A 19350-nucleotide genomic window follows, 5' to 3' on the forward strand; every position below is an offset into this window, starting at 1 on the left:
GGACGAGAATTCCGGGAGACGCAAAATGGATGGAGACGCGGCGATGCTGACGAAGCCTGCCTTTCGCAAGGTGGACTGGCTCGCGCGTGACATCGCGGTCGAGCGGCGTGACGACGGCACCGTCGTGCTGAAGTCGCGGATCCCGCTGCAGGCCTACGAGACCCACATCCCGGCCTATCTCGCCAAATGGGCGGCGCAGGCGCCGGAGCGGATCTGGCTGGCGCAGCGCGGCGGCCCCGACCGGCAATGGCGCAAGGTCTCCTATGGTGACGCCAAGCGCACCGTCGATGCGCTGACGCAGGGCCTACTCGATCTCCGTATTGCTGATGGCCGGCCCGTCGCGATCCTGTCAGGCAATTCGATCGAGCACGCGCTGATGACGCAGGCTGCGATGCAGGCGCGGTTGCCGGCGGCGCCGGTGTCGCCGGCCTACTCGCTGATGAGCCAGGATCACCTCAAGCTCAAATATCTCTTCAATCTGATCAAGCCCGCCGTCGTGATGGTGCAGGACGGCCCGACCTTCGAGAAGGCGCTGAAGGCGATCGATCTCACCGGCATCACGGTCATTCACGTCCTGCGTCCCTGCGACGGCATCAGGAGCGTGGCCTTCGCCGAGCTCGCGGCAACGCCGGTGACGGCCGACGTCGGCGCGTCGATAGCGAAGATCGCGCCCGACACCGTCGGCAAGCTGCTGTTCACCTCGGGCTCGACCGGCATGCCCAAGGCCGTCATCAACACCCAGCAGATGATGTGCGCCAACGCGGCGATGATGATGCAGGTGCGCCCGCGTGAGACGGCCGGCCCGATCCCGACCGTGCTCGACTGGATGCCTTGGAATCACACCATGGGCGGCAACGCCGCGTTCAATCCGGTGCTGGTCGACGGCGGCACGCTCTATATCGACGACGGCCGGCCGATGCCGGGCCAGCTCGAGGAGACCATCAGGAACCTGCGCGAGGTGTCGCCGACCTACTACGCCAATGTGCCGGCCGGCTATGCCGCGCTCGCGGCTGCGATGGAGAAGGACGAGGCGTTGTGCGCGAGCTTCTTCAAGAACCTTTCGATCATGGCCTATGGCGGCGCCCGGCTGCCCGACGATCTCTATGACCGGATGCAGGCGCTGGCGGTGAAGACCACGGGCGAGCGCATCGTGTTCTACACCGGCTGGGGCTCGACCGAGACCGCGCCAACCTCAACCGGGACCTATTGGGACACCGAGCGCGTCGGCCTGATCGGCCTGCCGTTCCCCGGCGTCGAGCTGAAGATGGTGCCGTGCGGCTCGAAATACGAATTGCGACTGCGCGGCGTCAACGTCACGCCGGGCTATTTCGGCCAGCCGGAGCTCACGGCCAAGATGTTCGATGAAGAAGGCTTCTACTGCATCGGCGATGCCGGCGTGTTCGTCGATCCCGAAGACCCTCTGCAAGGCATCATCTTCGCCGGCCGCGTGGTCGAGGACTTCAAGTTGACGACAGGCACCTTCGTCCATGTCGGCTCGCTGCGCACCGATGCGATCGCTGCCGCGACGCCGGTCGTGCATGACGCGCTGGTTACGGGGCAGGACCGCGAGTTCATCGGCCTGTTGTGCTGGCCCAACCTGCATGCCTGCCGCCAGCTCGTCGGCAATGCGGATGCGAGCTACGAGGACGTGATCCGGCATCCCGATGTGCTCGCGTGTCTCAAGAAGGGCTTGCAGGCGCACAATGTATCCACCACCGGCAGCAGCATGCGCATTGCGCGTGCGATGTTGATGGTCGAGCCGCCGTCGATCGACGGCAATGAGCTCACCGACAAGGGCTACATCAACCAGCGCGCCGGCCTCGAACGCCGCGCCGCGCTGGTGGAGAAGCTCTACGCCGGCAAGCCCGGTGATGAGGTGATCGTGCTGTGATGAGGCCGACGCTCTCTCCATTCGTCATTCCGGGATGCGCCCACTTGGGCGCAGGCCCGGAATCCATCAAGCCACATCATCTGCGGCTCAATGGATTCCAGGCTCGCGCTTCGCGCGCCCCGGAATGACGGCGAATTGAAACGACAAGAACCAAGAAGGTAAGCGCCATGAATTTCGATTTCTCCGACGAACAGAAGCAGATGCGCGACGAGGCGCGGAAGTACCTCGCCGAACAGTGCCCGCCGAAGGCGGTGCGCGAGGTGCTCGACGGCAAGGCGCCCTACGACAAGGCGCTGTGGAAGGGCCTCGCCGAGATGGGCTTCCTCGGCGTCGCGATCCCGGAGAAGTTTGGCGGCGCGGGTGCCGGTCATCTCGAGCTCTGCGTCATCGCCGAGGAAATGGGCCGCGCGCTGGCGCCGGTGCCGTTCTCTTCGACGGTCTATCTCGCTGCCGAGGCGATCCTGATCGCAGGCAGTGATGCGCAGAAGCAGAAATGGCTGCCGAAGATCGCCTCCGGCGATGCGATCGGCACGCTGGCGCTGTTCGAGGGCAAGGGCAATCCATCGCCGAAGGCCATCAACGTCACGGCCAATGGCGGCGTGCTCAACGGCGTCAAGAAGCCGGTCGCCGACGGTGCGATTGCCGATTTCGCCGTGGTCGCTGCGCGCACCGGTTCGAGCGGACGGGAGTCCGATATTTCCCTGTTCATCGTCGACCTCAAGGCCGGCGGCGTCGAGGTCAAGTCGCTCACCAACATCGACCTGACCCGCGGCCAGGCCGAGATCACCTTCAAGGACGCCAAGGCCGAGCCGCTGGGCGCTGCCGGCGAGGGCTGGAGCGTGATCACCCAGGTGCTGGATCGTGCCGCCGTGTTGATGGCGTTCGAGCAGGTCGGCGGCGCCGACCGCGCGCTCGAAATGGGCCGCGACTATGCGCTCGACCGCATCGCGTTCGGCCGTCCGATCGGCTCGTTCCAGGCGGTCAAGCATATGCTGGCCGACATGTATGTCTCGGCGACGCTGGCGCGTTCGAATTGCTACTACGGCGCCTGGGCGCTCTCGACCAATGCCGGCGAATTGCCGGAAGCCGCCGCCGCCGCGCGCATCAGCGCGACGCAGGCGTTCCAGCACTGCGCCAAGAACAACATCCAGGTCCATGGCGGCATGGGCTTCACCTGGGAGTTCGACTGCCACATGTACTACCGCCGCGCCAATGCGGTCGCGCTTGGCCTCGGCAGCCTGTCCTATTGGGAAGACGCGCTGATCGACCGCATGCGCAAGAAGAACGCGGCGTAACCGTTGATGATTTGTAGGATGGGTAGAGCGCAGCGAAACCCATCATGACGCGGGTGGTCCAAAGATGGGTTTCGCTTCGCTCTACCCATCCTACGACACCGGCGAAGGATGACAGACCATGAATTTCGACGACACCCCGCAGGAGGCCGCATTCCGCGCCGAGGCGAAAGCCTGGATCGCGGCCAATGCGCCCAAGCAATATGAGGAAGAGCTGCGCAAGGCCTCGCTGGGCCGCGTTGCGCTCAAGGGCGCCAACATCCTCGAAGTGGCAAAAGCCTGGCAGAGGAAGAAAGCCGATGCCGGCTGGGCCTGCCTGCACTGGCCGAAGGAATATGGCGGTCGTGGCTCGTCGCCGATCGAGCGCGTGATCTGGCAGCAGGAGGAGGGTCCGTTCGGCCGCCTCAGCTCGATGTTCATCATCGGCCACGGCATGTGCGGCCCGACCATGATGGCGTTCGCCGGCGAGGAGCAGAAGCGCAGATATCTGCCGCCGCTCGCCTCGGGCGAGAAGATCTGGTGCCAGCTGTTCTCCGAGCCAGCCGGCGGCTCCGACGTCGCGGGCTTGCGCACCCGTGCCGAGAAGCAGGGCGACGAGTGGGTGATCAACGGCCAGAAAATCTGGACCTCGGGCGCGCATTATTCCGACTACGGCATCCTCTTGACCCGTACCGATCCGACGGTCGCGAAGCACAAGGGCCTCACCATGTTCTTCCTGGACATGAAGAGCCCGGGCGTCGAGGTGAGGCCGATCAAGCAGGCGAGCGGCGCCTCGGACTTCAACGAGGTCTATTTCACCGACGTGCGCATTCCGGACTCGCAGCGGCTCGGCAATGTCAATGACGGCTGGAACGTGTCGCTGACCACGCTGATGAACGAGCGGATGTCGATCGGCGCCGGCGTCTCGACCGGCTTCCCCGAGCTGTTCGACTTCTGCAACAGCCTGATGCTGGAGGATGGCCCCGCGATCGAGAACCGCGCGGTGCGCGCGAAACTTGCGAACTGGGCGGTGAAGGCGAGCGGGCTGAAATACACCAGCATGCGCGCGATCTCCGCGCTCTCCCGTGGCGAACGCCCGGGACCGGAGAACTCGATTGGCAAGCTTGTCGCCGGCTCGATGATCCAGGACGTCGCGACCTACGCGCTCGATCTGCAGGGCGCCGCCGGCGCCTTGAACGGACCCGAGGATGCCGAGGTCGCCGGCAAATTCCAGGCGATGCTGCTGCGCGCGCCGGGCACCCGCGTCGAGGGCGGCACCGACGAGATCATGCGCAACATCATCGCCGAGCGCGTACTGGGTCTGCCCGGCGACATCAGGGTCGACAAGGACGTTCCCTTCAACAAGATCCCGACCAAGGGCAGAGCTTGAGCAATCGTAGGGCGGGTTAGCGCAGCGTAACCCGCCATTTCGCAACAACGTTTCGATGGAATCGGTGGGTTACGCCTTCGGCTAACCCACCCTACGCAAAAAGAGGTTCGCCATGAATTTCGATGACACGCCGCAGGAAGCCGAATTCCGCAAGATCGCGCGCCAGTGGATCGCGGCCAACGCGCCGAAGGAGTTCGAGGAAGAACTCTCAAAATCCTCGCTCGGCCGCATCAGGCTCGCCAAGCACGACATGGTCGAGGTCGGCAAGGCCTGGCAGAAGAAGAAGGCGGAAGGCGGCTGGGCCTGCCTGCATTGGCCGAAGGAATATGGCGGTCGCGGCGCCACCCCGATCGAGCGCGTGATCTGGCAGCAGGAAGAGGGCGTCTACGGCAAGCTGACCCAACCGTTCCAGATCGGCGAGGGCATGTGCGGCCCGACCGTGATGGCCTGGGGTTCTGAAGACGCCAAGCGCCGCTATCTGCCGAAACTCGCTGCCGGCGAGGAGATCTGGTGCCAGCTGTTCTCCGAGCCGTCGGCCGGCTCCGACGTCGCCGGCCTGCGCACCCGCGCCGAGAAGAAGGGCGACAACTGGGTCGTCAACGGCCAGAAGATCTGGACCTCCGGCGCCCATTACTCCGACTACGGCCTGTTGATCGCCCGCACCGATCCGAATGTGCCCAAGCACAAGGGTCTCACCATGTTCTTCCTCGACATGAAGAGCCCGGGCGTCGAGGTGCGGCCGATCAAGCAGGCCAACGGCATGCAGGAATTCAACGAAGTCTATTTCACCGACGTCGTGATCCCGGACAGCCAGCGCTTGGGTGCGGTCGGCGAGGGCTGGAGCGTGTCGCTGACCACGCTGATGAACGAGCGCATGTCGATCGGATCGCGGCTTGCGACCGGCGTGCCCGAGATGTTCGAGTTCTGCTCGAATTTGATGCTGGAAGATGGCCTTGCGATCGATGATCCAGCGGTGCGCTCCAAGCTTGCGAGCTGGGCGGTGAAGGCGAGCGGGCTGAAATACACCAGCTACCGTGCCATCTCGGCGCTGTCGAAGGGCGAGCGTCCTGGTCCGGAAAATTCCATCGGCAAACTCGTCTCCGGCCTGATGCTGCAGGATATCGCGACCTACGCGATGGACCTCGAAGGCGCAGCCGGCAGCCTCACCGGCACCGATGAGGAGCAGGCCAACGGCCAGTTCCAGCAGATGCTGCTGTCGTCGCCCTCGATGCGCATTGCCGGCGGCACTGACGAGATCCTGCGCAACATCATTGCCGAGCGCGTGCTCGGCCTGCCGGGCGACATCCGCGTCGACAAGGACGTGCCCTACAACAAGATCCCGACCAAGGGGCGTTAGGGGAACGTAGGGTGGGTTAGCGAAGCGTAACCCACCATTGGCTATCAACCACGTGCGATAGAGGCGGTGGGTTACGCCTTCGGCTAACCCACCCTACGCAGACAATGGGATGCGCAATGGACGCTGCAGTGAACCAACAAGAACGCATTGACGTACTCCAAAGCCTGCTCAACGAGCGTTACTCGGTGCGCGCGTTCCAGCCGCGCGAGGTGCCGCGCGATGTCATCGAGCACATCCTCGCTACCGCGCAGCGCACCGCGTCGTGGTGCAACAGCCAGCCCTGGGAAGTCCTGATCGTGTCCGGCGAGGCCAAGGAACGGTTCCGCGAGGCGATCTATGCCGAGGCCTCGCGCGGCCTCGGCGAGGATTACGACTTCACACCGCCGCGCGAATATGTCGGGGTCTATCTGGAGCGCCGCCGCGAAAGCGGGTTCCAGCTCTACAACACGCTCGGCATCGCGCGCGGCGACAGGGCGGCCTACGCAAAACAGGCGCTGGAGAACTACAATTTCTTCGGCGCGCCGCACATTGCCGTGATCCACACCAATGAGCCGCTCGGCATCTATGGCGCGATCGACTGCGGCGGCTATGTCTCGAACTTCATGCTGGCCGCCCAGGCGCTCGGGCTCGGCACCATTCCGCAGGCCGCGATCGCGCGCCATTCCGGCCTGATCCGCCGCCATTTCAACCTGGCCGACGACCGCCGGGTTGTCTGCGGTATCTCGTTCGGCTATGCGGATCATGCGCACAAGGTGAACAGCTACCGCACGTCGCGCGCAACTGTTGCGGATATTGTCACATTTGTGGATGTATAACTTCCTCAAGGCGGGAAGGTCGGTTCGTCCTCCCGCCGAGGACAAGAAGAAACGACAAGAAGAACGACTAGAACAACAATGGCGAATAACGCCTCCCTGACGCCGGCGGAGATCAGCTGGCAACTGCACCGTCTGCCTGCGCTTGAGCGCGACGCGTTCATCGCCGCGCATTACCTGGGACAGCCCGTTGCCTGGAAGACCCGCTTCTTCGATGCGATCGACTGGGGCGCGGGCTCCGTGCTGCAATTCAGCTTCCTGCAACGCGGCTGGCATCGCCATTCGCGGCTCGACAACCCGATCTATGCCTATATCGACATCGAGCAACATCCGGAAACACGCGGCCTGCGCCGCGGCCGGCGGATCGATCTCGAGGGCACGATCAAGGGCGTCGACTTCGTGACCGGGATTACGCTCACGCTCGACCGGTTTGAGATCCTGCCCGTCAACTTTCTCGATCGCTTCGTCATCAGCTCCGACAGCCGCTACTAACGCCGGGCCGCGCGGCGCGGCGGCGCGTCCGCATAGCGCGCGGCCATCGCGCCCGCCAGCTCCGCCATCTTCTCGCGCAGCTCCGCGGGCGCGATCACCTCGGCCTCGGCGCCGAGCCGCAGCAGCTCGGTTGCGGCATGCCACACCGTCTTGCCGACCGGCATGGTGGCGACGCGCCAGCCGTCGGCGTCGGTGGCTTCAGCAAGCCGCATCCGCGCCTTCACGTAAGGATGGGCCAGCGCATCGAACAGTTGCAGCCCCAACGGCGACAGCCGTACTGTGGCCTCGTTCGGATGCAGCTCGGCCTCGAGCCGTTCGATCGAGGTGCGCCAATAGGTGGCGAGATCGAATTCTGCCGGTCGCGCGAATGGCGTCTCCAGCGCGGTGCAATCCAGCACGCGGGCGACGCGGTAGGTGCGCACATTGCCGTCGACAAGGCCGGCGAGATACCAGCTGCCGCCCTTCAGCACGAGGCCGAGCGGCGCCACACGCCGGCGCTTCTCGGCTTTCCAGCTCTGGTAGCGGATCTCGATCAGGGTCTCGCGCAGCACCGAGGCTGCAATGGCGCGCAGATGCTTCGGCTCCTCGGTCTCGCCGAACCAGCCCGGCGCGTCCAAGTGGAAGCGCTGCTGCATGCCCCGCGCGTTGGAGCGCAGATTCTCCGGCAGCGCCGCCATCAGCTTGGTCTGCGCCGCCGCCATCGCGGCATCGATGCCGAGCGCGGCGGCGGGGCCGGGCAGCCCGGCCATGAACAGCGCCTCGGCCTCGCCCTGCGACAGCCCGTTCAGCCGCACCCGATAGCCGTCGAGCAGGCGGTAGCCGCCCTCGGCGCCACGGTCGGCATAGACGGGGACGCCGGCGGCCGAGAGCGCGTCGATGTCGCGATAGATCGTGCGCACCGAGACCTCGCAGGCCTCGGCCAGCTCGGGCGCGGTGACCTGTCCCCGCGCCTGCAGGGTGGTGAGGATGGAAAACAGCCGGCTCGCGCGCATGGCTAGATCATACCTGACACAAGATGTCAGGTATAGGCGGACATAAGGAGGCCATGCGCCCTGATGGCGCAAGGAGACCCTGCCTATGACCACCGCTGCCACCACCGACCGCGTCACGCTGTATTACTCGCCGCATAGCCGTGCCACCGGCACCCGCGTGCTGCTGGAGGAACTCGGCGCGCCCTATGATCTGCACGTCCTCAACATGAAGGCGGCCGAGCAGCGCAAGGACGCCTATCTCGCGATCAATCCGCTCGGCAAGGTGCCGGCGATCCGCCATCACGACGCGCTAGTCACCGAGCAGGTCGCCATCTTCATCTATCTCGCCGATCTGTTTCCGCAGGCGGGCCTGACGCCCGCGCTGAACGACCCGCGCCGCGGCCCGTATCTGCGCTGGATCGCCTACTACGGATCCTCGTTCGAGCCGGCCGTGATCGACCATTTCATGAAGCGCGAGCCGGCGCCGATCACACAGTCGCCCTATGCCGATTACGGCACCATGCTGGGCACGCTCGAGGCGCAGCTGGCAAAGGGGCCGTATCTGCTCGGCGAAGAGATCACGGCGGCCGACATCCTCTGGGGCATCGCGCTCTCCTGGACCATGATGTTCGGCATCGTGCCGAAAAGCGACGTCTTCGTCCGCTATTCCGAACGCATCGCCGCGCGCCCGGCTTTCATCCGGATCTCGAAGGCCGACGACGAGATGGCGGCGCAGCATGCAGCAGCCGCCGGAGTGTGATACGGATCGTGCCGATGGCGAAACCGCTGTACAGCACCAACTGCTTCAACACCCTGATCCGTGTCGCCGAGGATTGTCCAGCGCAGCGCGGCGAGGAGCCGCAGCTGCGTGGCGGCCAGCCGACGGTTGCCGTGCTGCAATTCCGGATGATCGCAGGCGCGCCGTACAAATACACCTCCGACGACGTGGTGTTCGCGACGTCGTCGGCCGGCCGCGCGCTCGATCCGAAGGCCGCGAAGAAGGCGCGTAGCCTCGCCCGCGAGGCGTTCTTTTCGCGCGGCCAGGCCTGCATGCGCGCCTCGCCGCTCGGCAAACGGTTCGGCTGGGGCGTTCACGCCGACGCCGAAGGCCACGTCGCGATCTACGCCGTCGACAGCAAGCGCTACCAGGCGCTGGCCGCGGACCCTGAGGTCGCGCAGACGCGCGCGATGCGGAGCAAGCGGGCGTGATGGGCGCCGCTCTCATCCTCCCCTGGAGGGGGAGGATCGGTTCGCATGTAATGCGAACCGAGGTGGGGTGATCTCTCCGCTCGGGCACTGCCTGCGTTGAGAGATCACCCCACCCCGTCTCACATTCCGCTGCGCTCCATGTGAGCCGACCCTCCCCCTCCAGGGGAGGGTGAAGCATCGGCAAATCCCTGCCAGATCCGTCACCCCCGCGCAAAGGCTTCGCCTTTGCGCGGGGTGACGGTCCTGAAAGTGTGGAGCGCCCAACTAAAACCGCGGTGCCCGCTTCTCGGCGAAGGCCTTGATGCCTTCCTTGATCTCGTCGCCGCGCATGCTGTCGCGGTGGCGCTGGTCGGCGGCGGCCTCATCCAGCGCGCCGCGGGCGAATTCGTTGATGGCGCGCTTCATGCCGGCCATCGCCTTCGGCGCATTGCCGGCCAGGATCGTGGCAAGCTTGTCGACCTCCTCGTCGAGCAGGTCGAGCGACACCATCGCGGTGAGGTAGCCGATCCGCAGCATCTCCGGCGCTGATATCTTCTGCGCGGTCAGGAACAGCATCTTGGCGTTGTCGACGCCGAGCCTCGTGACATAGCGCCGGATGCCGCTCTTGTAATAGTGCAGCCCGAGCCGCGCCGCCGGCATGAACATGTCAGCGGTATCGACGCCGATCCGGAAGTCGCAGGCCAGCGCGAGGTCGGTCGAGCCGCCATAGACGCCGCCATTCAGTCTGCAGATCGTCGGCACACTCAGATCCTCGAGGCGGTTGACCACGACCTCGAACGCCGAGCCCGCGCTTTGCTGCTCGCTCGCACTCACCGCGCGCTCGGCGACCGAGTTGAGGTCGTAGCCGGCGGAGAACGCGCGGCCGGTTCCGGTCAGCACCAGCACGCGGATCGCTGGGTCGGCCTCGATCCGGTCGAACAGCCTGACGAGATCGCCGAGATCCTCGGCCTGCAGCCGATTCAGATGCTTCGGCCGGTTGAGGCGGATCGTTGCGCGTGCGCCGGCAATTTCGAGCACGGGTCCGCTGGCGGTGTCGGCCAACTCGGCCATATTAGTCTCCATCATTGATTCTCGAGTTCGCGCCGCTTCGCCTCGGCGTCGATGGTCTCGGCGAGATCGGGATGCCTTGCCATCAACAGGCGGAAATCGACGAGGTCAAGCACCAACAGCCGGGTCACCTTGCTGGTCGAGACGCTGGCGCCCCGCTTGGCGTTGCCGAGCAGCGCCATCTCGCCGAAGAACGCGCCTTCGCCGAGCTTCACCTTGCGTCCGGGCAGATCGACCTCCACCTCGCCGGCGGCGACGAAATACATGCAGTCGCCATTGGTGTCCTTGCGGATGATCATGGTGCGCGGCGGCAGGTCCATGGTCCGCAGCACCTGGGTGACGTCGGCGATCGCGGCCGGGCCGAGATGCGCGAAGAACGGCACCTTGCTGACGGTCTCCCAGGTTCTCAGAAAATTGTCGCGACGGGTTTCCGCGGCAAAGCCGGTCGCCAGAATACCGGTCCACAGCCCGAACACGCCGAGGCCCGAGATCATCACCATGGCAGCGACCATGCGGCCGAGCGGGGTGATCGGCACCACGTCGCCATAGCCTGTCGTGGTCAGCGTCACCACCGCCCACCACAGCACCGCCGGCACGCTGCCGAAGGTCTGCGGCTGGACGTCCCGCTCCAGGAAGTATTCGGCGACGGAGGCCAGGAACACCACCATCAGGAAGATCACCAGCACGCTGAGCAGCGGGCCGGACTCCACCACGAGCACGCGCCGGAGCTGGCGCAGGCCGGGGATGCCCGGCACCACCTTGAGCACCCAGAGCACGCCGAGCAGCCATGCGGTTTTCGGTTCGATGCCCGAGAGCAGGGCCAGCGGCACCGCCAGCGCGCCGATCGCATCGACCACGCCTGCGCTGGATAGCGCGTAGAACCAGAGCTTGTCCTGCCGCCGCATGTGCCGCAGCCGCACCAGCCATTCGAACACGAAATAGGCAAGGCAGGCCCACAGCAGCGCATCGACCCAGTGCGGGACCGCGTCGTAGGCCGGCGCGACCGTCAGCAGCGTCATCATGGCGACACCGACCGTGACCGCGACATAGGCCGCCGTGGTCATGTTGCGGCCGGCGGTGGCGGAAATGAAGCGCGTCAAGGCCGGAAGGACGATCGGCTTGGACATCGGAACGGAGCTTGCCTGTCGCTGAACTGCTGGAATCGAGGCCCCTGCGAATGGCGGAGCCTGTGTCACAACGTGCCTCTCCCGGTTGAGGCCGTCAACGCGCAGGCGGTGGTGGGATGGTCGCGGCGAAAGTCCCAAATGTTGGACGAATGGCCTAACCATGTTGGCCCGTTTTTGCGTCCGCGAATGTGAGAAATCAGACAAATCGTCGCTTTTTCACCGTATATCAGGGATGCTGGTCACCGATGCGACCTCGGCCGGAATGAAGCGACTAATAAGGCGATCTTGTTCACTTCTTGAGAAATTGGTTGGTTTCCGATGGATACCTCACATCTCGCGGAGCACGCCGGCGCCGCCGGCAGTTTCTTCGCATCGATCTTCGTGGTCGCCACGCTGTCGATGCGGACCATGATCCCGTTGCGCGTCTTTGCCATCCTGACCAACATCATCCTGATCGCGACCGCGGTCCCGACCCATAATTACGCGACGCTGATCCTGCATGCCGTGCTGCTGCCGGTGAACACCTATCGGCTGCACCAGATGCTGCAACTGGTCCGCAGCGTGAAGAAATCGGTCAACAGCGATCTGTCGATGGACTGGCTGAGGCCGTTCACGACGGAACGCAAATGCACCGCCGGCGAAGTCCTGTTCTACAAGGACGAGAAGGCCGACAGCATGTTCTACATTGTCAGCGGCCGCTTCCGCCTGGTCGAATCCGGCATCGAGCTGCCGGTCGGCGCGCTCGTCGGCGAGTTCGGCATGCTGTCGCCGTCGAACACGCGCACCCAGACGCTGGAGTGCGTCGAAACCGGCATGGTGCTGTCGGTGACCTATGACCAGGTCGAGCAGCTTTACGTTCAGAACCCGGCGTTCGGCTTCTACCTCCTGCGTCTGTTCAGCGCCCGACTGTTCGAGAATATCTCGACGCTCGAGCAGCGGCTCGCGCAGCACGCCACCCCACAGGTCGCGGAGCCAAAACCTGCATGAGCCCCGCGACGAGTCCTGGAGGCGCCGCAGTGCCGGATGACGACAGTCTGCTGGCTTCGCTTCGTTACCTGTTTGCCGATATCATCGGCGATGAGGACGAGGGGCCGCCGGTGCTGCCGGACGCCTGCCCGGACCACCTCGGGCCCGCGGTCACCGAGGCCATCGATCTGTTGATCGCCTATCAGAGCACGAGCTACGCCCAGCTCTATATCGACCGGCTCAAGCGCTTCGTCGGCCGCCGCGGCGTCGACGACGCCCTGCTTGCCGAGATCGCGCGGCTGATGGCCGAGCGCATGGCCTATGAGGACGCGATCCGCATCGCGCAGCTCAAGCTCGGCGAAGTCAACGCGGCGGGCGGCCTTGCGGCGCGCTCGGCCGACGACGTCAAGAAGCTCCGCCTCGACGAGTTGATCGACGCCCTGCCGGAGATGGTCGCCGATCCGGTGCTTGCCGTGCTCGACCGGATCGGCTGGCGGCGCCGCCGGGTCTCGATCCGCTTCAGCGCCAACACGCGCTTCAGCGTTCGCCGGCTCAGGATCGAGGCAGGCCTGAAGCGCTGGCGGCTGTTCTCGGGGCGCTACGCCAAGGAGCGGATCTGGGTCGAGCGCTGGCTGCATATGATCGACCGCAGCCTCACCAAGCAGCCGGCCGCGGCCCAGGCGGTCGCAGAGACCGCGACGATGATCCAGGGCTACGGCGATCCCTATCGCCAGGGCATCGCGGACTGGCACGTGATCATCGACGGGCTGGTCAAGCCGACTTTCGACGGCGTGCTCGCGCTTCCCGATCTTGCCGCCGCCATCACCGAGGCCCGCGCCGCCATCATGCCCGATCCGCGGCAGGCCGCGCTGAAGCGCAAGGTCGCGGAGATCCGCGCGCGGGTGCCGGCGGCGGCGCCGTAAGAGTACAGACATTCTCGCTTGCAATGACGTGGAGAACGTGGACCGTCACCCTGAGGAAGCCGCGTAGCGGCCGTCTCGAAGGGTCGACGGCCCGACTGTGGCCGTGCATCCTTCGAGACGCGCTGCGCGCTCCTCAGGATGACGGAGCTAGAGCTCTGTTACACGCTGTCCGGGCCGTCTCACCGCTTGATATGCGACGGCTCGTCCTAGCCAGGACGACAGTGGTGGATGTGGCGCTACCGCCTCACCCGTTCGCGGTCTTCACCACCACGAGATTGTCATCGGCTGCCGGCGGGTGGCGCTTGAGATGGTCGCGGCGCAGCGCGATCTCGTCGCGGACCAGCTCGTAGCCGAGCTTGAAGGTGTCGAGGCCGTCGCCGGAAACGGTGCCGTCGCGCAAGCCGATCACCGCGCCGCGCAGGATCGCCTCGAGCTCGTCCTGCAATTCGTCGAGATGCTCGGCGCAGGTGGTGTGCTCGACGCGCTCGCCGATGTCGAGGATCCGGCCGGCCAGTTCGCTGGCCTTCTCCGGCGCGACGCGGGTGATCTTGGTGTAGATCGCAGCGAAGATCGAGCCGATGATGCTGAGCGCGGCGGCGCCGAGATACATCACGTCGCTGTAGCGATCCATGAACGATTTGGTATCGTCATTGATGTACTCGGCCGCGCCCTGATGCGCGACGATGAAGGCGTCCTTGTCGGTCGCCGCCGGCTCGATCTTGGAGGCGAAACCGTCGTCGAGCGCGAGCTCGGACTTGTTCTCATAGACGATGCGCGCGAGTTCGGCCGCCGTGGTCGTGGACATCGAGGATTGCGCGACCAGCAGCCATTCCAGCCCAATGGTGTCGACATCGTCGTCGGGGATCGCCGGTGAGGACGACAGCATGCCGGTCGAGACCGTCTCCTCCGAGATCGCCGGATATTTGCGCGCCAGCGCCTTGGCCTCGTCGATCGCGTTCAAGGTGAAGCCGCCGGCGCGCTTGGCATATTGCTCGTAGGTCTTGTCCTTGATGATCTTCGAGGCATGCTCGATCACGACCACGGCGGCGAAGCCCGAAGCGAACAGTTTGTCGAACGGCGTGTTCGGCGGCGCCTGCTGCACCCGCTGCGCCGCATCCGGGCTGTCGGAAATCTCCAGCGCGCTGCGGACGAAATTGACGCTGTTCTCGCCGTCGCCGACGACTGCGATTTTCCTCCTCTTCAGTTCGGTCAACGACTTGATCTTCCTGCCGCCGGGGCTCAGCACCAGCACAACGTCATGCTCGAGGATCGCGATGGCGCGGGCGCGCGGCGGCACCTTTGCATCGGTGCGCAGGATCGCAAGCGTTGCGGCGCGGCGATCGAACTGCACCAGCGCCTTGGCGTTGTCGGGGTTCGGCGCGATCTTCAGCCGCAGCCGCGACGAATTGTTCTTCAGCACGGTGGCGAGGCGGGTGGCGAACTTGGCCTCCGGGCCGTTCGCATCGCCGACCGCAAACACCAGCGTTTCAGAATTGCGCAGCCAGACCCGGCCGCCGATCACGGTGATCGCGCTCAAGAACAGCGTCAGCATGGTGAAGATGATGATCTGTGCGCGGTTGCTCTTGGCGACCGGAGGGCGTGGCCGCGGCAGCACTGGCGAAGGCGCGGGGGCTTCGGCACTCATGGCTGATCACCCGTGCGGGACGGCCCGTTGCCGCAACGGCGCGGCGCTGCCCGGTGAATCCGTAAATGACTATAAAAGAAAGAAAATTTCCTGTGCCGCCGACGATATACCTCCCCGGCGGGAATGCAAACCGGCCAGCCGCCGTAACCTTAATCCCGGTTCGTCTGCGCCGCGATGCCACATGACCATCGCCACTATCGACGTCCGAACCCAGATGTGATTTTCGGGGGACCGCAGGTGCATTCCGCCGCCGGAGATGTCATAAATGACACAAGCTCCGCTTTGCGGAATTGTGCTGACGGCCTGACCCGGATTTCTTGCAATCACATTCATCGAAGTAAAAGGGCGTCAGCTTGTTGTTTCCTTCCATGTCATCGTCGGTGTCGGTTGGTGCCCTGGTGGGATGGATGTTGCTTCTCACCGCAAAGCACATCATCGCTGACTTCATGCTGCAGAACGCCTGGATGGCGATCGGCAAGGATCAGAAGACCGGCTGGGCCATGCCGCTGCTCGCGCATTGCCTGGTCCATCTCGCGGTCGCGCTGGCGCTGATCCTGGTGGTGGCGCCGCGCTTCTGGTATGTCGCCTTCGTCGACTTCGTGATCCACATCATCGTCGATCGCTGCAAGGGCATCTGCGCCTCGCATTTCGGCGTGACGCTGGAGTCCGGCCATCCCTGGTTCTGGACCCTGATCGGGGTCGACCAGGCGTTGCACCACCTCACCGGATTTGCGCTGTCGATCTACATGGCCGCGAACTGAGCGGCGAGCGGACGCCTCTTTCCACATCCTGTCCCTGACCACGACCCTGCGGCTTGCTGCGGGCGGATGTGATTCGCGTGCAACGGGCAAGGGCCCCCGGAGGCGACCGGAGGCCGTGGTTAACCTTTCGTTAGAGGATTGCGCGGCATCTTCCCGTTCGAGGGGGATTTGCAAATGTTTTCAAGCCGCGACGCGTTCGAGAACGATGCCTGCCCAGTTGCGGACGACCTGCTCGGCCAGATGTACCGCGCCAATCCGAACGGGCTTACGCTGCTGGTTGCCAATGTCGCGCCCGACGTCAGGGCGATGCTCGCGCTGTTCTGCTATCGCCGCAGCCATCTGCATGCACTCGCACTCGCGATTGCGTCGAGCTGCAGCGAATGGGAGCTGGTCAATTCCGGCGGCCGCGTCGGGTCGACGCTATACGCATTGTCGCGAGAGCCGGCCCGTGCTGCGACCGTATCGCATGGCAGCCGCAAGCCGATCACGCTGTCGACCAAGCCGCTGTCGAGCTTCGCGCCTGTTGTCGATGACGAACTCGACGACGAGGACGTCAGCGAGACGGTGACTGTGACGGCTTAAGCCGTGCTCAATCCGGCTGCGTGCTCGGGATGAGCGGCAGCCCATGCCGGCGCCGCGCCATCGCGCATTCTGCGTCGCCCGGCAGACAGGTTCGGCACACCTCCGGCCGCACCGCATAGATCTCGCAGCGCGTTGCTTCGCCCACCCGGCCTGACAGCGCCGAGCAGCGGTCACCCTCGCAGCGCATCCCTGATTGCCGCGCGTTGACGAATTGCGCTGGGATCAGATCGAGCTGCGCGTCATCTTCCACGGTGAAGCGCGGCCAGTTCTCCGAATAGCTGCAGCAGGCACCGCAGGACTGGCAGGGGCTCGCGTCCGTCGCTTCGATCGCGTTGCCGGTCATCAGGTGTCCCTCGGCGCTTCCCACACCAGGCTGCGCCGCCAGCGCGCCCTGAGCAGATCGCGTCGCTCCGGATATTTCTCGTCATGATAGATCGCGGTGACCACGCGGTCGGTGCGGAAGCTGCGGAAATCCTTGCGTAGCTCGCACCAGGCGGCGAGCAGCCGCACCGCCTCGTGATAGCCGACCGCGATCGGCCAGACCGTGCGCTCGCTATCGCGGCCATGCTCGTCGCGATAGTTGAGCGTGATCTTCTTGCCTTCGTGGATCTGGCTGCGGGTCCTGACCATGTCGATGCGGTCCGGCTCCCGGTTCCAGGCGGAGCGGGCGCGGCTCGCCGGCTCCAGCACGAACGGCCGCAGCCGGTCGGGCACGGTCTCGGCGATCTTGGCCATCAGGTCCTCGGCCGCGCGCGCCAATGCCGGATCGGCATGACCGACCACCCATTGCGCGCCGAGCACGCAGGCCTCGATTTCGTCGGGTGTCAGCATCAAGGGCGGCAGGTCAAAGCCCTTCTCCAGGATGTAGCCCATGCCGGCCTCGCCGCGGATCGGCACCCGCTGCTCGATCAGGCTGGCGATGTCGCGATAGATGGTCCGCTTCGATGTCTCGAGTTCGGCTGCGATCGCATCCGCGGTCAAAGGCTTACGGGTGCGGCGGAGCACCTGGATGATCTGAAACAGCCGGTCGGCGCGTCTCATGGCAATTCTCTTGGTCGCTCTGTTGGCAGTCGTTTTGGCAGCTGTCTTGACGAGTGTCTTGACGGGTCTCGCAGCGTCTCGGCGCGTCGACTTTTCGCGCCCCCTGTCACTGCTGCTGACAGCATGTTGGCAGCAGGTGGGGGCTATAGCAGGACAACACCTCAAGTGAAGGGAATTTGTCCATGGCGAATCTTGATGAACTCGGTTTCCGGCAGGCGCAGAGCTTCGCGCTGGAACAATTGGTCACGGTCTACTCCACCTCCGGCGACCTGCGCTGGGCCCTGGTTGCGCTGGTCGCACAGTCCATCAGCGCAGCCTGGTCCTACGGGCGGGCACGGCTGGTCAAGCGCGTTCGCGAGGCGGTTCGCCGCCTCGCGCCCGTCGGCCCGCTCGACAGTGAATGCCACTGCTGCTGACACCATGCTGGCAGCAGGGGGCAGCTAGCTTCAATTCACGACCACAGGCGATCGGGAGCTTCATATGATTACGCTTTTTGGCTTTGGCACGGGCTTCGGCTTGCCGGAAATCAGCCCCTTCGTGACCAAGACCGAGGTCCAGCTCAAGATGGCCGGGCTCGACTATCGCAAGGAGAAGGCGGTGCCGCCGGCCTCTCCCAAGGGGCAATTGCCCTTCATCGCCGATGACGGCGAGACGATCGCCGATTCGACCTTCATCCGCGCCCATATCGAGGGCAAATACGGCTTCGATTTCGACGCGCCGCTGAGCCTGCAGGCGCGCGCGCAGGCCTGGGCCTTCGAGCGCATGATCGAGCATCACGTCTACTGGGCGCTGGTCGGCGCGCGCTGGGTTGACGACACCAATTTCGCCAAGGGACCCGCGCATTTCTTCGACGGCGCGCCCGATCATCTGCGCGACAAGCTGCGCGAGGACGCCCAGTTCCGCGTCGCCGAGAATTACCTGTTGAGCGGGCTTGGCCGCCACGGCCCCGACGAGGATGTCGATCTCGCGCTCCGCTCGCTGTTTGCGCTGTCGGTGCAGCTCGGCGACAAGCCCTACCTGATGGGCAACGCGCCGTGCGGCACCGACGCCACCGCGTTCGGCGCGCTGGCCGGAATCCTGACGCCGTTCTTCGATTCGCCGCTGCGCGAGCGCACCGAGAAATTCGACAATCTCACCGCCTATGTCGGCCGGATGATGCAGCAATATTATCCGGAGTTCGCGTGGGCGCCGCTGCAGCAGCAGGCGGCCTAACCGGCCGGGGCAGCAGCGGGCTCGCCCTTCAATGCGGCGAGCTCCGCCTCGAGCTCGGCGATGCGCTGGTCGCGCGAGGCAAGCGCGCTGGCCACATCGGCCGCATCGAACTTCTGCGGGATGTGTTGCGGGCAGTTGCTGTCCCACGCCGCGACCTTGAACAGGATCACCTGCTCCGGCCGCGCACGATAGCCCTGTGGCATCAGCGAACGCGTCAGCGCCGGATCGTCTTCCACCACCCGCGCCTCGCCCCAGATCTTCACGCGCTGCCGGTACGCGTAATTCATCACGAAGATGTACGCCTTCGGGTTCTCCGAGAGATTGCCCTGGGTGATGAACTGCCGGTTGCCGCTGTAATCGGCGAACGCGATGGTGTGCTTGTCGAGCACCTTGATGAAGCCCTTCGGTCCGCCGCGATGCTGGATGTAGGGCTGACCGCCGGCCGAGGCGGTGGCGAGATAAAAGCTGTTGGTGTTGGCGAGGAAGGCCGCGAGGTTGTCGTCGACCTCGGTCTGCCAGCCGCCATGGGCCTCGACCTCGGCATAGGTCGCGCGCGAACCCTTGCGGGTCTGGATTTCCTTCACCGCCGGGGTGAACCCGACATCGCTCGAATAGCTGCGAACCTCTGACATCTGAGCCTCCCGCCACGGGCG

The 19350-nt window shown here is 65.1% G+C and carries 21 protein-coding genes; 14 read left to right on the plus strand and 7 right to left on the minus strand.

What is annotated here, in order from left to right:
* Nucleotides 1–25 precede the first annotated feature (25 nt).
* From ACOIX3_RS03120 to ACOIX3_RS03145, 6 genes are all read left to right on the plus strand, one after another.
* Nucleotides 26–1891: an AMP-binding protein gene (locus ACOIX3_RS03120; protein ID WP_420968351.1), complete on the plus strand. Its 1866-nt coding sequence runs from the start codon at nt 26–28 to the stop codon at nt 1889–1891.
* 167 nt (nt 1892–2058) lie between these two features.
* The gene (locus tag ACOIX3_RS03125; protein ID WP_420968352.1) at nt 2059–3186 is read left to right on the plus strand and encodes an acyl-CoA dehydrogenase family protein; all 1128 of its coding nucleotides are present in this window, start codon (nt 2059–2061) and stop codon (nt 3184–3186) included.
* Nucleotides 3187–3304: 118 nt separating this feature from the next.
* Nucleotides 3305–4552 (plus strand): acyl-CoA dehydrogenase, encoded by a 1248-nt coding sequence (locus tag ACOIX3_RS03130; protein WP_420968353.1) that lies wholly within the window; start codon nt 3305–3307, stop codon nt 4550–4552.
* A 112-nt stretch (nt 4553–4664) separates the two neighbouring features.
* Nucleotides 4665–5909 carry an acyl-CoA dehydrogenase gene (locus tag ACOIX3_RS03135; RefSeq protein ID WP_420968354.1) on the plus strand — a complete coding sequence of 415 codons (1245 nt, stop codon included), beginning with the start codon at nt 4665–4667 and terminating at the stop codon, nt 5907–5909.
* A gap of 116 nt (nt 5910–6025) precedes the next feature.
* Nucleotides 6026–6724: a nitroreductase gene (locus ACOIX3_RS03140; protein WP_420968355.1), complete on the plus strand. Its 699-nt coding sequence runs from the start codon at nt 6026–6028 to the stop codon at nt 6722–6724.
* Between the two features lie 78 nt (nt 6725–6802).
* Complete coding sequence (locus tag ACOIX3_RS03145) at nt 6803–7213, plus strand: hypothetical protein (protein WP_375786588.1); 411 nt, start codon at nt 6803–6805, stop codon at nt 7211–7213.
* Here ACOIX3_RS03145 and ACOIX3_RS03150 read toward each other — a convergent pair.
* Nucleotides 7210–8205, minus strand: a complete 996-nt coding sequence (locus ACOIX3_RS03150) for a helix-turn-helix transcriptional regulator (protein WP_420968356.1) — start codon at nt 8203–8205, stop codon at nt 7210–7212. The genes ACOIX3_RS03145 and ACOIX3_RS03150 overlap by 4 nt on opposite strands.
* Nucleotides 8206–8290: 85 nt before the next feature.
* Between ACOIX3_RS03150 and ACOIX3_RS03155 the strand changes: the two genes are divergently transcribed.
* The gene (locus ACOIX3_RS03155; RefSeq protein ID WP_420968357.1) at nt 8291–8944 is read left to right on the plus strand and encodes a glutathione S-transferase family protein; all 654 of its coding nucleotides are present in this window, start codon (nt 8291–8293) and stop codon (nt 8942–8944) included.
* 14 nt (nt 8945–8958) lie between these two features.
* Nucleotides 8959–9393 carry a DUF6157 family protein gene (locus ACOIX3_RS03160; RefSeq protein WP_420968358.1) on the plus strand — a complete coding sequence of 145 codons (435 nt, stop codon included), beginning with the start codon at nt 8959–8961 and terminating at the stop codon, nt 9391–9393.
* 264 nt (nt 9394–9657) lie between these two features.
* On the opposite strand, the gene ACOIX3_RS03165 is transcribed toward ACOIX3_RS03160, so the two are convergent.
* Both ACOIX3_RS03165 and ACOIX3_RS03170 read right to left on the minus strand, forming a co-directional pair.
* On the minus strand, nt 9658–10443 hold the full coding sequence (locus tag ACOIX3_RS03165) for an enoyl-CoA hydratase/isomerase family protein (RefSeq protein ID WP_420968359.1): 786 nt from the start codon (nt 10441–10443) through the stop codon (nt 9658–9660).
* Between the two features lie 11 nt (nt 10444–10454).
* Nucleotides 10455–11567, minus strand: coding sequence for a cyclic nucleotide-gated ion channel (locus tag ACOIX3_RS03170; RefSeq protein ID WP_420968360.1), 1113 nt, complete (start codon nt 11565–11567; stop codon nt 10455–10457).
* Between the two features lie 318 nt (nt 11568–11885).
* Here ACOIX3_RS03170 and ACOIX3_RS03175 point away from each other — a divergent pair, with 318 nt between their 5' ends.
* Together ACOIX3_RS03175 and ACOIX3_RS03180 are read left to right on the plus strand one after the other, a co-directional pair.
* Nucleotides 11886–12554 (plus strand): Crp/Fnr family transcriptional regulator, encoded by a 669-nt coding sequence (locus ACOIX3_RS03175; RefSeq protein WP_223966309.1) that lies wholly within the window; start codon nt 11886–11888, stop codon nt 12552–12554.
* Nucleotides 12551–13456 carry a DUF6537 domain-containing protein gene (locus ACOIX3_RS03180; RefSeq protein ID WP_420968361.1) on the plus strand — a complete coding sequence of 302 codons (906 nt, stop codon included), beginning with the start codon at nt 12551–12553 and terminating at the stop codon, nt 13454–13456. The genes ACOIX3_RS03175 and ACOIX3_RS03180 overlap by 4 nt, the downstream gene beginning before the upstream one ends.
* A 244-nt stretch (nt 13457–13700) precedes the next feature.
* Here the strand turns inward: ACOIX3_RS03180 and ACOIX3_RS03185 are convergent, their stop codons facing one another.
* The gene (locus ACOIX3_RS03185; RefSeq protein ID WP_420968362.1) at nt 13701–15101 is read right to left on the minus strand and encodes a TAXI family TRAP transporter solute-binding subunit; all 1401 of its coding nucleotides are present in this window, start codon (nt 15099–15101) and stop codon (nt 13701–13703) included.
* 407 nt (nt 15102–15508) lie between these two features.
* On the opposite strand from ACOIX3_RS03185, the gene ACOIX3_RS03190 reads away from it, so the two are divergent.
* On the plus strand, nt 15509–15862 hold the full coding sequence (locus tag ACOIX3_RS03190; protein ID WP_083991990.1) for a DUF3307 domain-containing protein: 354 nt from the start codon (nt 15509–15511) through the stop codon (nt 15860–15862).
* Nucleotides 15863–16036: 174 nt separating this feature from the next.
* Entirely contained in the window at nt 16037–16444 is a 408-nt protein-coding gene (locus ACOIX3_RS03195) for a hypothetical protein (protein WP_420968363.1), read from the plus strand.
* Between the two features lie 7 nt (nt 16445–16451).
* Here ACOIX3_RS03195 and ACOIX3_RS03200 read toward each other — a convergent pair whose 3' ends face one another.
* Nucleotides 16452–16787, minus strand: coding sequence for a YkgJ family cysteine cluster protein (locus ACOIX3_RS03200; protein WP_420968364.1), 336 nt, complete (start codon nt 16785–16787; stop codon nt 16452–16454).
* Nucleotides 16787–17485 (minus strand): helix-turn-helix transcriptional regulator, encoded by a 699-nt coding sequence (locus ACOIX3_RS03205; protein ID WP_420968365.1) that lies wholly within the window; start codon nt 17483–17485, stop codon nt 16787–16789. The genes ACOIX3_RS03200 and ACOIX3_RS03205 overlap by 1 nt, the downstream gene beginning before the upstream one ends.
* A 182-nt stretch (nt 17486–17667) precedes the next feature.
* On the opposite strand from ACOIX3_RS03205, the gene ACOIX3_RS03210 reads away from it, so the two are divergent.
* Both ACOIX3_RS03210 and ACOIX3_RS03215 read left to right on the plus strand, forming a co-directional pair.
* Nucleotides 17668–17901: a hypothetical protein gene (locus ACOIX3_RS03210; protein WP_420968366.1), complete on the plus strand. Its 234-nt coding sequence runs from the start codon at nt 17668–17670 to the stop codon at nt 17899–17901.
* A gap of 64 nt (nt 17902–17965) precedes the next feature.
* Nucleotides 17966–18697, plus strand: a complete 732-nt coding sequence (locus ACOIX3_RS03215) for a glutathione S-transferase family protein (protein WP_342724959.1) — start codon at nt 17966–17968, stop codon at nt 18695–18697.
* On the opposite strand, the gene ACOIX3_RS03220 is transcribed toward ACOIX3_RS03215, so the two are convergent.
* Entirely contained in the window at nt 18694–19329 is a 636-nt protein-coding gene (locus ACOIX3_RS03220; RefSeq protein ID WP_420968367.1) for a pyridoxamine 5'-phosphate oxidase family protein, read from the minus strand. The two genes, ACOIX3_RS03215 and ACOIX3_RS03220, sit on opposite strands and share 4 nt — an antisense overlap.
* Between the last annotated feature and the right edge of the window lie 21 nt (nt 19330–19350).

The organism is Bradyrhizobium sp. B120 (assembly GCF_049075665.1).
Lineage (GTDB): Bacteria > Pseudomonadota > Alphaproteobacteria > Rhizobiales > Xanthobacteraceae > Bradyrhizobium.